This window comes from Kiloniellales bacterium (assembly GCA_030066685.1).
Taxonomy (GTDB): domain Bacteria; phylum Pseudomonadota; class Alphaproteobacteria; order Kiloniellales; family JAKSBE01; genus JAKSBE01.
Genome location: JASJBF010000052.1, coordinates 109,028 through 121,894 on the forward strand (window position 1 = coordinate 109,028; position 12,867 = coordinate 121,894).

General features: G+C 69.7%; 7 protein-coding genes. 1 reads left to right on the forward strand and 6 read right to left on the reverse strand.

The genetic code is table 11. The features are described from left to right. Nucleotides 1-29: 29 nt before the first annotated feature. Nucleotides 30-1,040, reverse strand: a complete 1,011-nt coding sequence (meaB, locus tag QNJ30_25610) for a methylmalonyl Co-A mutase-associated GTPase MeaB (GenBank protein ID MDJ0946840.1) — start codon at nt 1,038-1,040, stop codon at nt 30-32. Continuing rightward, a complete protein-coding gene (locus tag QNJ30_25615) occupies nt 1,037-1,471 on the reverse strand; it encodes a VOC family protein (GenBank protein MDJ0946841.1) in 435 nt (144 codons plus the stop codon). Before QNJ30_25615 ends, meaB begins: the two co-directional genes overlap by 4 nt. A gap of 138 nt (nt 1,472-1,609) precedes the next feature. Here QNJ30_25615 and QNJ30_25620 point away from each other — a divergent pair, with 138 nt between their 5' ends. Continuing rightward, nucleotides 1,610-2,227: a hypothetical protein gene (locus tag QNJ30_25620; protein ID MDJ0946842.1), complete on the forward strand. Its 618-nt coding sequence runs from the start codon at nt 1,610-1,612 to the stop codon at nt 2,225-2,227. Between the two features lie 137 nt (nt 2,228-2,364). On the opposite strand, the gene QNJ30_25625 is transcribed toward QNJ30_25620, so the two are convergent. From QNJ30_25625 to QNJ30_25640, 4 genes are all read right to left on the reverse strand, one after another. Next, complete coding sequence (locus QNJ30_25625; GenBank protein MDJ0946843.1) at nt 2,365-4,203, reverse strand: ABC transporter ATP-binding protein/permease; 1,839 nt, start codon at nt 4,201-4,203, stop codon at nt 2,365-2,367. A 226-nt stretch (nt 4,204-4,429) separates the two neighbouring features. Then, nucleotides 4,430-8,299 (reverse strand): hypothetical protein, encoded by a 3,870-nt coding sequence (locus QNJ30_25630; GenBank protein MDJ0946844.1) that lies wholly within the window; start codon nt 8,297-8,299, stop codon nt 4,430-4,432. 511 nt (nt 8,300-8,810) lie between these two features. Further along, the gene (scpA, locus tag QNJ30_25635) at nt 8,811-10,967 is read right to left on the reverse strand and encodes a methylmalonyl-CoA mutase (protein MDJ0946845.1); all 2,157 of its coding nucleotides are present in this window, start codon (nt 10,965-10,967) and stop codon (nt 8,811-8,813) included. Nucleotides 10,968-11,055: 88 nt separating this feature from the next. Next, nucleotides 11,056-12,849, reverse strand: coding sequence for an adenylate/guanylate cyclase domain-containing protein (locus tag QNJ30_25640; protein ID MDJ0946846.1), 1,794 nt, complete (start codon nt 12,847-12,849; stop codon nt 11,056-11,058). Nucleotides 12,850-12,867 lie beyond the last annotated feature (18 nt).

A 12,867-nucleotide genomic window follows, 5' to 3' on the forward strand; every position in this document is an offset into this window, starting at 1 on the left:
TTCTCTAGCGAAAGGCGAATACCGCTTCGTTAATGATCGCCGAGAAAGGCCTTTAGCAACTCCTGCGCCGCCGCGGTGGCCGGCAGCTCGCCGGCTTTGACCCTGGCCTCCAGGGCGGCGGCCTCGGCCTTGACCGCCGGGTCGGCCTGCAGCGCGGCCATGAGCCCCTCCTGGACCTCCTGCCAGAGCCATTGTCGGGCCTGCTCAGCGCGGCGCGCGGCGATCTCGCCGCCGGGCTCCAGGGCCGCCCGATAGTCTCCGACCGCCTCCCAGACCTCCGCCACGCCGGTGCCGGTCAGGGCCGAGCAGAGCAGGACCCGAGGCGTCCAGTTCTGGCTGCGCGGCCGCAGCAGCTGCAGGGCGCTCTGGTACTCGGCGGCGGTCCGGCCGGCCTCGTCCTTGAGCTTGCCGTCGGCCTTGTTGACCACGATCAGGTCGGCGATCTCCATGATCCCGCGCTTGATGCCCTGCAGCTCGTCGCCGCCGCCCGGCGCGATCAGCAGCAGAAAGAGGTCGACCATCTCGGCGACCGCGGTCTCGGACTGGCCGACGCCGACGGTCTCGACGATGACCACGTCGAAACCGGCGGCCTCGGTCGCGAGCATGGCCTCCCGGCTGCGCCGGGCGACCCCGCCCAGGGTGCCGCGGGTCGGCGAGGGCCGGATGAAGGCGGCCTCGGCGGTGGCCAGCTCCGGCATCCGGGTCTTGTCGCCCAGGATCGAGCCGCCGCTGCGCTGCGAGGAGGGGTCGACCGCCAGGACCGCGACCCGGTGCCCGGCCTCGATCAGCTTCAGGCCAAAGGCCTCGATGAAGGTCGACTTGCCGACCCCCGGCACCCCGGAAATGCCGAGGCGAATCGAGCGCCCGGTCCGCGGCAGCAGGGCCTCCAGCAGCTTCGCCGCCTCACGCCGGTGGTCGGCCCGGGTCGACTCGATCAGGGTGATCGCCCGCGCCACCGCTCGCCGGTCGCCGGCCAGGACGCCTGCGGCCAGGGGCTCCTTCTTGGCAGCCGGCTTGCGGGCGCGCTTGGCGGTGCTCACGCGGCGGTCCCTTCCGCACCTGGCCCCTCGGCGCCGGGGCCGAGCGGCTGGCCGTAGCTGAACTCGACGAAGTTGCCGTCGGGGTCCTTCAGCCCGCAGTAGTAACCCACGGGATAGGGCTCCTGCCTGGGCGGCCAGGCGAGGCAACCGGCGGCCTCGGCCTTCTCGGCCACCGCGTCGACCGCCGCCTTGCTGTCCAGGGCGAAGCCGAAGTGGCTGTAGTCGCCCTCGCCCTGGTCGCGCCCCGGCCCGCCCGGCAGCAGCACGAAGATGAACTCCGTCTCCCGCCCCGGCTCGGCCAGCCAGACTACCCGGGTTCTGCCGTCCTCGCGCTGGTGCACGATCTCCATCCCGCAGAAATCCCGGTAGAAGCCGATGCAGGCCTCCAGGTCCCGGACGTGCAGCGCGATATGGGTGAGGTTGGGGGTCATGGGGCGAAACTAGCTATGCAGAACGGCTAGGTGAAGGCCGATCATTGCCCTAAAACAGGGCGCGGCGCACAGGCGGCCCGTCTCATGGCTGACAGATTGAGACTTCAGCCTCGGTAGGGCCTGAGCGAGACTTCGGTTATGCGTGGTCAGGACGACAAAGCAAGAAGAAAGAAGCCCGGCCTTTGCCCGGTCTGTCTTGCAAAGCTCGAGAAGAACGCACGCGGCACCCGCTTCGAAAGGCGATGCCTCAACTGCCGCGCAACCTTTCAGAAGATGCTGAAGTGTCTCGACTGCGGCACGAGCCGTGTCTGGCAGGGTCCTGAGGGCACAGTCTGCAAAGGCTGCGGCCGGAAGGTGCTGGAGGGCGATGGATGGGTCGTGCGCAGGGACCTCCTGACCGCCCAGGATGTCTGGCGTTGCATCAAGGCCGAGTTCCCCGAGCTCGAGGAAGCGATCGAGTACGACAGGGATTCAGTCCACCTGAGTTTGGGGGAGCTTGAAATCCTCGCCAATCAAGCGATCGCCCGCGGCGACTTCTCTGCCCTCGAGCGGACCTATGCCTTCGTCCTCGGTCTGGCTTCGGAAGCGGACCGTCTGCATCCAAGTGTCTTGAGTGCGATCCACGTTTCCTTCCTGGAAGGCTTGAACTTAGGCCACACCCGGAACGGAGAGAAGGCCAAAGAACTGCTGCCGGCGGTCCTCAAGGCAATGTGGGAGCGTCAGATGGCCCACAACCGGAGCATCGGCTGGACCTAGGGCGTTATCCGATCAGATTGATTCGCTTCGCGATCAATCTGGCCGGATGTAACGCCCTTGCTTCAGAGTCTTAGCGCACTACTCCCGGCCAGACGCGAACGCGTCTGATCGGGAAGTGCGCTAGCCCGCGACGCGGATCACTCGGCCGCCTCCGGCGCCTCCTCGGTCCGGCGCTCGGCCGCCGACTTCTGCTGGCGCTCCCACATGGCGGCGTAGGCGCCGCGGGCGGCCAGGAGCTCCTCGTGGCGGCCGCGCTCGACGATGCGGCCGGCCTCCAGGACCAGGATCTGGTCGGCCTCGACCACGGTCGAGAGCCGGTGGGCAATGACCAGGGTCGAGCGGCCGCGGGAGACCGCGCGCAGGCTGTCCTGGATCTCGCGCTCGGTCTTGGTGTCGAGCGACGAGGTCGCCTCGTCGAAGAGGAAGATGCAGGGGTTCTTGAGCAGGGTCCGGGCGATGGCGACCCGCTGCTTCTCGCCGCCCGAGAGCTTCAGGCCGCGCTCGCCGACCATGGCGTCGTAGCCGTCCGGCAGGCCCTGGACGAAGTCGTGGATCTGGGCCAGGCGCGCCGCGTCCTCGACCTCGGCCCGGCTCGCGCTCGGCCGGCCGTAGGCGATGTTGTAGTAGATCGTGTCGTTGAACAGCACGGTGTCCTGGGGAACGATGCCGATCGCCGCGCGCAGGGAGGCCTGGGTCACGGCGCGGATGTCCTGGCCGTCGATCAGGACCCGGCCGTCGGTGACGTCGTAGAAGCGGAACAGGATCCGGCTGATCGTCGACTTGCCGGCGCCCGAGGGGCCGACGATGGCCACGGTCTGGCCGGCCGGGACGTCGAAGGAAACGTCCTGCAGAATCGGCCGCCGCGGGTCGTAGCCGAAGCAGACGCCCTCGAAGGCCACCGCGCCGCCGCTTGCCGCCAGCGGCACCGCGTCGGGCCGGTCCTCGACCTCGGGCGCCGAGCGGAGCAGGCCGAACATGACCTCCAGGTCGACCAGGGACTGCTTGATCTCGCGATAGACCGTGCCGAGGAAACCGAGCGGCATGGCCAGCTGCAGCAGGTAGGTGTTGACCATGACGAAGTCGCCGACGGTCATCGTCCCGGCGACCACGCCCTGGGCCGCCAGGATCATCATCACGGTGATGCCCAGGGTCACGATCACGGTCTGACCGCTGTTCAGCATCGAGAGGCTGGTCCGGCTCTTGACCGCCGCGCCCTCGTAGTATGCGAGGGCCTGGTCGAAACGCCGCGCCTCGTGCGCCTCGTTGCCGAAGTACTTCACCGTCTCGTAGTTCAGCAGGCTGTCGATAGCCTTGGTGTTGGCGTCGTTGTCGGCCTCGTTCATCTCGCGGCGCAGGCGGATTCGCCATTCCGTGACCCGGAAGGTGAACCAGACGTAGCCGACCACGGTCGCCAGGGTGATCGCCGAGAAGCGCCAATCGAAGAGCACCCAGAGGATGCCCGCGACCAGGGCGATCTCGACCAGGGTCGGCAGGACGCTGAAGGAGATGAACTGCAGCAGGAACTCGATGCCCTTGGCGCCGCGGTCGATGGCCCGGTTCAGCCCGCCGGTCTGGCGCTCCAGGTGGAAGCGCAGGGCCAGGGCGTGGAGATGCCGGAAGGTCTTCAGCGCCAGCTGCCGGATCGCGCTCTGGGCGACCTTGGCGAAGACCGCGTCGCGAACCTCGCCGAAGGCGCGGGCCAGGACCCGCACCACGCCGTAGGCCAGCAGCAGGCCCAGGGGGATCGCGGCCAGCAAAGCGCCCTCTCCCGGGCTCAGGGCGTCGACGGCACGGCCCAGCAGCAGCGGCACGTAGACGGTCGCGACCTTGGCGGCGATCAGAAAGACGGCGGCCAGCAGCACCCGCGCCCTGAGGTCGCCCCGGCCCTTGGGCCAGAGGTAGGGCAGCAGGGACAGGAGCGTCTTCAGGTGCTCGCCGAAGCGGACCTCGCCGGTGTCGATGGTGGTCGGCCGCATCCCGGCAGTCTATCCGAGGAGCCCGCCAGGGCTACGCTTTTCTGGCTGGCAGGTGCCGAGCACTGACTCGCAGATGTTGGAGTGCCACCCCCACCCCAACCCTCCCCCATCGAGGGGGAGGGAGACGAGCGAGGACGCTGCCCCCTTTTGAGCCCTCCCCCTTGATGGGGGAGGGTTGGGAGGGGGTGGCACACCGATCTTCGCAAGCGAGAACTAGCTCGCCGGCCTACTCCGCGGCCCGGCCCAGGGAGCGGGCCAGCAGGAGGTAGAGCTTGCCGACGTCCGCGGTCAGGAAGGTCGTCGAGAGCACGTTCTCCGGATCGCAGTTGCTGGCCTGGTCGAGCAGACTCTCGAAGTCCCGGATGTAGCGCTCGGCCTGGCGGCGGAAGCGCTCGTCGGTCTCGAAACGGCGCTCGATCATCGGCAGGGAGTTGTCGTCGCTGCGCCGGGCCAGGCGCCGGGCGAAGATCGAGCGGTCGCCCTTGTGGTAGCGCTTCCACAGGGTGTCGGGGGGCTCGTCCTCCAGGTAGCGGTGCAGGTCGGCGGCGACCGAGTTCAGGTCCTCGATCATCGAGGTCGCGGTGCGGAAGAAATCGCCGCGCTGCTCGACCTCCTCGCGCTCGCGCATGGCCTGGGCCTGAACGATCGCCTGCTCCGAGGCCTTGATCAGCTCGCGGGCCTGGCTGCGGAAGCCCTCGCCGACCTTGGCGACGTTGCGCTCGACCCGCTCGACCGCGCGGCCGACGTCCTTGCTGCGGACCTCCAAGGCCTTGCTAAGCTCCTCGCTGCGCCTCAGCGCGTCGTCGGCCGCCCCGCGCAGGGAATCGGCGCGCTGGCCAACCGAGGCGCCGGCCTCGTGCAGGCGCTGCACGACCTCCTTGGAGGCCTCGACCAGGGCCTTGGCCTCGGCCTGGAGCTCGCCGCGGACCTCCAGTGAGGTCGCGCGGGCGGCTTCCGCGGCGGCGCGGATCTGGTTGCTTTCCTCGCCGACCGCGTTGTCCAGCCTGGCGATGGTGTCCCGGGCCTCGTCGAAAAGCTTGCCGATCTGGGCGATCTCCTCGACCACGGCGGCCTTCATCTTGGCCGCTTCCTCGCCGGCCGCCCCGGCCGCCTGGGTGATCGACGTGCTCTGCTGCTCGAAGGTCTCCGAAAGCTCGGCGCAGCGGTCCAGGGTCGCGGTGATCTGGCCGGCGATGTCCCGCCACTTGCCGTCGAGGGCTTCGGCGGCGCCGGCGGCGCGGCCGAGGGACTGCTCGTAGGCCGTGCCCAGCTGCTCGGCATGGCGCTGGAAGACCTCGGTGGTCCGGGCCGCACGGCTGACCGCCCGGTCCAGCCTTTCCGAAAAGAGCTGGACGAAGGGATCGAGCTCCGCGCCCGCCGCGACCGCGCGCGAGGCCGCTTCCTCGATCTTGCTCGACAGCGCGTCGATCCGCGGCTGCAGGCCGTCGCTGGCTTTCAGCGCCTGGCCGATCGCGCCCTCGATCCGGGTCGACAGGGCCTCGACCTGCGGCTCCAGGGTCTCGCCGGCGCGCTGGACGCGCAACAGCGAAGCCTCCAGATCGCTGCCCAGGCGGTCCATCTCCGGCCGCAGCTTCTCGCCGACCTCCTCGACCCGGGCCAGGGACTGGGTCATCAGGGCGTTGAGCTGCGCCGAGACCTGCTCCATCTCGGGCCGCAGCTTCTCGCCCACCTGGCCGGCGCGTGCCAGGGACTCGGTGATCAGGGCGTCCATCTGCCGGGTCAGCTGGGCCATCTCGGGCCCGAGCTTGTCGCCGATCTCGCCCGCCCGTTTCAGGGAATCCGTGATTAGGGCGTCCATCTGTAGGGAGAGCTGCGCCATCTCGGGCCGCAGCTTGTCGCCGACCGCCCCGGCGCGCTCGAGGGCCTCCTTGATCAGGGCGTCGAGCTGTTCCGACAGGCGGACCATCTCGGGCCGCAGCTCGTCGCCGACCGCCCCGGCCCGCTCCAGCGCGTCGTTGACCAGGGCGTCGAGTTCCTTGGAGAGCTCGGCCAGTTCCGGGCGCAGGCGGTCTCCGACCGCGCCCGCCCGCTCCAGCGCGTCGCCCATCATGGTGTCGATCTCCTGGGAGAGCTGGGCGATCTCGGGACGCAGCTTGTCGCCCACGGCCCCGGTCCGCTCCAGCGCGTCGCCGACCATGGCGTCGATCTCCTGCGACAGGCGGGCCATCTCCGGGCGCAGGGTCTCCGGAACCTGGCCGGCGCGGGTCAGGGCGTCCGAGATCAGGCCGTCGAGCTGCTCGGAGAGCTGCGCCAGCTCGGGGCGCAGCCGCTCCGAGACCTGGCCGGTGCGCGCCAGGGCCTCGTCGATAAGGCCGTCAACCTCGCGGGAGAGCTGGCCCAGCTCGGGGCGCAGCTTGTCGCCGACCTGGCCGGCGCGCTCCAGGGCATCGGCGACCAGCGCGTTCAGCTCCTCGGAGAGCTGGCCGAGCTCCGGCCGCAGGCGGTCGCCGACCTGGCCGGCACGGTCCAGGGTGCCGTTGATCAGGGAATCCAGCTCGTCCGACAGGCGGGCCATCTCGGGCCGCAGCTTGTCGCCGACCTCGCTGGCGCGGTCCAGCGCCTCGTTGATCAGGCCGTCGAGCTGCTCGGAGAGCTGGGCCATCTCCGGTCGCAGCTTGTCGCCGGCCTGGGCGGCGCGCGCGACGGCCTCGTCGATCGCCCGGTCCAGGCGCTCCGAGAGGCGGGCCAGCTCCGGCTCGATCGCCTCGCCGGCCAGGGCGACCCGCTCGGCCACCTTGTCGACCCGGCCGGTCAGCTCGTCGATCTGCGGCTGCAGGGTCTCCCCGGCCGAGGCCATCACCTTCTCGGCGTACTTGACCACGTCGGCGATGCGCCGGGTCTCGGCGTCAGTCGCCTCCGAGAGGCGGCTGCCGATCAGCTGCGAGGTATCGATCAGCTTCTCGATCACCTCGTCGCCGACCCGGGCCAGGGACTCGCCCTCCTCCCGGAAGGTCTCGGTCATCGAGCGCGCCCGCGCCGCCGCGGCGCCCAGGGTCGCCTCGGTCCGCTCGGCCTGGACCTCCAGGTCGCCGGTCATAGACTTGGTCATCTCCTGGGAACGCTCGGCCGCGCGCATCAGGGTCTGGGCCTGTTCGTCCAGGACCTCGCGGACGTCCCGGGCGTGGTCGGCGGTACGGTCCGTGACCTCCTGCAGGACGGTGATCTGCTCCGACATCTGGTCCTTCAGGGACTGGATCCGGGTGATTGCCGCCTCGCCGACCTCCTTGATCGCCTCCAGGTCCTTGGCCACGCCGCCGCGCAGACCGTGGCCGGCTTCCGTGGTCTTCTGCGCCGCGGTCAGCACCGTCTCGGCCTGCTTGTCGAAGGCGGCGACCGCCTCGGCGCTCTCCAGGCTGAGCCGGGCGATGCTGTCGTTGATGCTTTCGACCTGCTGGGCCAGGGACTGGCTGGCATCGCCGCCGGCACCGCGAACCTTGCCGAGGGCCTCGGCCAGCGTGGCCGCCTGCGCCTCGACGGCGCTGCGGGAATCCTCCATGACCTTGGCGAACTCGCCCTGACCCGCCAGGATCTCCTCGCGCTGGCCTTTGAGGGACTGCTCCAGCTCCTTGGCCTGGGAGGCGGCGCGGGTGCTGACCCCCATCAGCTCCTGGGTCTGGCCGCGGAAGACCTCGCAGAGACCCTGGATGTCGCCGGCGACCCCTTCTGCGGCCTCCTTCAGGATCGCCGCCTGCTCCTTCAGCGCCTCGGCCTGGCGGATGCATTGGACCTCGGCGTTGTCGGTCATCATGGTCGAGGCGTCGCGCAGCATGGTCGCCTGCTGCTCCATCGAACGCACCGCCTTGCCGGCCCACTCCTCCGCGTGCTCGGCGTCGTAGGACAGCAGCTCGAAGCGCCGGTGCAGGCGGCGCTGGGCATAGCCGATCACGCCCAGCCAAAGGCAGGCGATGGGCGCGAAGATCCCGCCGAGATAAAGGGCGACCGCCACGGGGTCCTGCCAGAGGGCCTCGAGACTTGCCGGATTGAAGAAGAAGGGTATCGCCACCGCCAGCCAGACGACCGTAAGGGCCAGGCCGGCGAGGACCTCCACACCGAACTTCTCAAGGACTTTGGGCATGACGGCGATCCTGCGTCAGGGCGCCGCACGCGGTTGCCGGAACAGCTCAAGGGGCTTCCGCGCCGCGGACCGGGGGTACAGATCAGGACGGTAAATTGCACTAAGGCCTTCGTCTAGCAAGAAATCGTGCCATGGTGAACAAAAGCCGGCCCCGATTCTGGCGGGACCGCAATTCGTTAAGGATGAGACCCCAACGTCGCCAGACAAAGCAAAGAAAGGCCGAACCGCCCAGCCTTGCACATCTGTTTGCAGGCGGTTCGCCGGGCGCTTCCGACGCCGGCAATTCTTAACAATGCTCCCGGAGCCGAAGAAGCGCCCAAGTAGCAGCTGTGGGGAGTCCGCCTAGAGCACGATGATATGAGGTCGAATCGACCTCATATCTGAATCGTGCTCTCAACTGTTGGATTAGAGCGGGATTCAGATTTGAAGTCCCTTCGACTTCAAATCATCCCACTCTAGGCGTCGCTCGTCCCCGGCCGATGGCGGCCGCAACCTGCGGAGCCGGGCCGGCTCAAGCGGCCGCGGCTTCGCGCTGCTCGCGGATCAGGCCGAGGATCTCGTTGGCCGCCTGCGGAATGTTGGTGCCCGGACCGTAGATGGCGCTGACCCCCTGGTCGCGCAGGGTCTCGTAGTCCTGCGGCGGGATCACGCCGCCGCAGACGACCAGGATCTCCTTGGCCCCGCCCTTGCGCAGGGCGGCGATCAGCTGCGGCACCAGGGTCTTGTGACCGGCCGCCTGGCTGGACACGCCGACAACGTGGACGTCGTTCTCGATGGCCTGGCGGGCGCCCTCCTCGGGAGTCTGGAACAGCGGGCCGACGTCGACGTCGAAGCCGATGTCGGCGAAGGCGGTCGCGATCACTTTGGCGCCGCGGTCGTGGCCGTCCTGGCCCAGTTTGACCACCAGCATGCGCGGCCGCCGGCCCTCCTCCGTCGCGAAGGCCTCGACCTCGTCGCGGATCCGCTCGAAGCCCTCGTCGCCCTCGTAGGCGGCGCCGTAGACGCCGGAGATGCTGTGGGTCACCGCCCGGTGCCGGGTGAAGACGGTCTCCAGCGCGTCGGAGATCTCGCCGACCGTGGCCCGGGCCCGGCTGGCCGCCACAGAGAGCGCCAGCAGGTTGCCCTCGCCGCTCTCCGCGGCCTTGGTCAGCGCCGCCAGGGCCGCGCCGCAGGCCGCCTCGTCGCGGCTGCCACGGATGGACTCCAGGCGCGCGACCTGCTGGGCGCGCACCTTGCTGTTGTCGATGTCCAGGATGTCGATCGGCTCGTCCTCCGCCGGGCGGAACTTGTTGACCCCGACGATGACCTCCTCGCCGCGGTCGATGCGGGCCTGGCGGCGCGCCGCGGATTCCTCGATCCTGAGCTTGGGCATGCCGCTCTCGACCGCCCGGGTCATGCCGCCCAGGGCCTCGACCTCGTCGATCAGCTTCTGCGCCTCGGCGACCAGACTGGCGGTCAGGCTCTCGACGTAATAGCTGCCGGCCAGGGGGTCGACGACCCTGGTGACCCCGGTCTCGTTCTGCAGGATCAGCTGGGTGTTGCGGGCGATCCGCGACGACATGGGAGTCGGCAGGGCGATGGCCTCGTCGAAGGAGTTGGTGTGCAGCGACTGGGTGCCGCCAAGGGCCGCGGCCAGGGCCTCGACCGCGGTCCGCACCACGTTGTTGTAGGGGTCCTGCTCGGTCAGGCTGACGCCCGAGGTCTGGCAATGGGTCCTGAGCGCAAGGCTCATCGGGTTCTCGGGCTCGAACTGGCCCATGATCCGGGCCCAGAGGAAGCGTGCCGCGCGCAGCTTGGCGACCTCCATGAAGAAGTTCATGCCGATGGCGAAGAAGAAGCTGAGCCTGGGGGCGAAGGCATCCACGTCCAGGCCCTTGGACAGGGCGGCGCGGACGTACTCCAGGCCGTCGGCCAGGGTGAAGGCGAGTTCCTGGACCGCGGTCGCGCCGGCCTCCTGCATGTGATAGCCGGAGATCGAAATCGAGTTGAACTTCGGCATCTCCTTGGCCGTGTACTCGATGATGTCGGCGACGATCCGCATCGAGGGCGCCGGCGGGTAGATGTAGGTGTTGCGGACCATGAACTCCTTGAGGATGTCGTTCTGGATCGTGCCCGAGAGCGCCGAAATCGGCACGCCCTGCTCCTCGCCGGCGACGATGAAGCCGGCCAGCACCGGCAGCACGGCGCCGTTCATGGTCATCGAGACGCTCATCTTGTCGAGCGGGATGCCGTCGAAGAGGATCTTCATGTCCTCGACGGAATCGATCGCCACCCCGGCCTTGCCGACGTCGCCCTCAACCCTGGGATGGTCGGAGTCGTAGCCCCGGTGCGTCGCCAGGTCGAAGGCGACCGAGAGGCCGCGCTGGCCGCCGGCCAAGGCCTGTCGGTAGAAGGCGTTGGACTCCTCGGCGGTCGAGAAGCCGGCGTACTGGCGGATGGTCCAGGGGCGGTTGGCGTACATGGTCGCGCGCGGCCCGCCCAGGAAGGGTGGGAAGCCCGGCAGCCCGCCCAGGGTCTCGAGCCCCTCCAGGTCCTCGGCGGTGTAGAGCGGCTTGACCGCGATCCCCTCGGGCGTCTCCCAGGTCAGGTCCTCGGGGCTGTGGTCTCTGAGCTCCTTGGCGGCGAGCGCGCGCCAGTCGTCCAGCGTCTTCTTCTCGAAATCGGCCATGCCCGGTCGTCCGGTTCTTGTGTTGCAGTGCAGCATTATACGCCGAAGACGGCGTCAAGTCCACGACCGGCCCCTTGGCCCCCGGAGATCAGGGCCGCAGGCGGAGGAAGCCGACCGGGGTGTCGAAGCCCTTGAGGGCAGCCTGCTCCTGGCAGGGAGAGAGGTCGCAGATCAGGTCCGCGACCGCGGGGTCCTCGGCCATGGAGCGCGACAGCACGATGTCGCCGCCCTGGCTCTCGCCTTGCAGCCGGGCCGCCAGGTTGACCGTCGAGCCGAAGTAGTCGAGGCGGTCGTTGAGGGTGACCGCGATGCAGGGCCCCTCGTGCAGGCCCAGCTTGACCCGGATCGGGGTCTCCGGGCGGTTGGCGTTGAAAGCCTCGACCTCCCTCTGGATCTCGAGCGCGGCGGCCAGGGCGTCGGCCGGGCGGATGAAGGCGGCCATGACCGCGTCGCCGATGGTCTTGATGATCGCCCCGTCGTGGTCCCGGACCTTGGCCGCCAGCAGCGCGAAATGCTCCCGAACCAGGCGGTAGGCGCGGGCGTCGCCGATGCTGCGGTAGAGCGCGGTCGAGCCGCGCAGGTCGCTGAACATCAGGGCGATGCGCTTGACCGCGACCTCGTCGCCCGGGCGCAGCACCTGGTCGGAGAAGAGGTCGCGGAAGGCTTGCAGGCTGCTCGCCCGGTCGGCGGTCAGGGCGTCGCGCACCCATTCCCGCTCCTCGATCACCAGGGTCCGGCGCCAGGGCATGCGGTTGCTGAGGCGCAGCTCGCCCGGCGGCGCGGTGGCCCCGGCGGTGATCGCCTCCGGCTCCAGGACGACCTCGGGGAAGCCCTTGGCCAGCCGCTCCAGGTCCAGCTCCGGGCCCGGCTCCTGGGTGCGCAGGCGGTAGGCGCCGGGCGCCAGCTCGGCCGCGATCTCCCGGCTCTCGCCCGGCTCCAAGGTCACGTGGACCCGGATGTGCGGCGTCGACATCGGGCCGAAGAGGCAGTACTCGCCGGTGTTGAGCGGTCGGATCCCGGGGGCCGGGTGGAAGCTGAGCTCGACGTTGCGCGAGAAGTCGCGCCCGTAGTCGATATTGCAGGTCGAGCAGTGTGCGCCCTCGGGCAGCTGGTCGAGCGAGCCGACCACCAGCTTGGCGACCCGGCAGCGCGGGCAGAGCAGGTCCCAGCGCAGCTCCAGCAGGCCGGCCCGGGTCGCCTCCAGGCAGAGCTCGACCGAGACCCGGTCGCTGAGCCCCCAGAGCCGCGCCAGGCGCAGCGGCCGGAGCTGGATCAGGTCGACCTCCTGCGCGCCGAGCACGTAGTCGGCCAGGCGGCGGCCGTGGGCGCGGCCGTGCTCGCTCTCTTCAAGCCGGCCGACGATGGCGTCGACCCGCGCGCGCACCGCCTCGGTGACCGGCGCCGCCGCGTAGTCGAAGGGCATGGCCTCCCGGCCCTTCAGGAACTCGCCCAGATGGGCTGCCTGGCGGGCGAAGCTGCGGCCCGTGGAGCGGAAGAGGCCGCGGCGCAGCAGCGCCTCGCCCAGCAGGCCCTTGGCCGAGGCCTCGACGCTGTACTCGGCGCGGCAGCCCTCCGGCGTCGGGATCAGGCGCAGGACGGCGCAGAGCCGGGCCAGGGGCCCGCGCTCGAAGCTCCGGCAGTGCTCGAACCACTGCTCGGCGACCCAGTTGGTCGGCTGCTCGCGCCAGACCAGCTCGAAGGGGCCCATGCGCGCCCGGCCGCAAAAGTCGACCGAGCCGTCGGGCTGCGGCGTCTCCTCGATGACGTGGTTGGGCAGGCCGGCGGCCTCGTTGAAGCGCGCGGTATCGGCCAGGAAAGGCCAGACCGCCTCGGGCGGCGCGTCGAACTCCCAGACGAAGGTTCTAGAATGACTCTTTGCCATAGTGCCGACGTCAACGCG

Excerpts from the sequence above, each read along its gene's own strand:
- QNJ30_25615 (MDJ0946841.1), bottom strand. The coding sequence starts at position 1,471 with ATGACCCCCAACCTCACCCATATCGCGCTGCACGTCCGGGACCTGGAG.
- QNJ30_25620 (MDJ0946842.1), top strand. The coding sequence starts at position 1,610 with ATGCGTGGTCAGGACGACAAAGCAAGAAGAAAGAAGCCCGGCCTTTGC.
- QNJ30_25625 (MDJ0946843.1), bottom strand. The coding sequence starts at position 4,203 with ATGCGGCCGACCACCATCGACACCGGCGAGGTCCGCTTCGGCGAGCAC.
- QNJ30_25630 (MDJ0946844.1), bottom strand. The coding sequence starts at position 8,299 with ATGCCCAAAGTCCTTGAGAAGTTCGGTGTGGAGGTCCTCGCCGGCCTG.
- scpA (MDJ0946845.1), bottom strand. The coding sequence starts at position 10,967 with ATGGCCGATTTCGAGAAGAAGACGCTGGACGACTGGCGCGCGCTCGCC.
- QNJ30_25640 (MDJ0946846.1), bottom strand. The coding sequence starts at position 12,849 with ATGGCAAAGAGTCATTCTAGAACCTTCGTCTGGGAGTTCGACGCGCCG.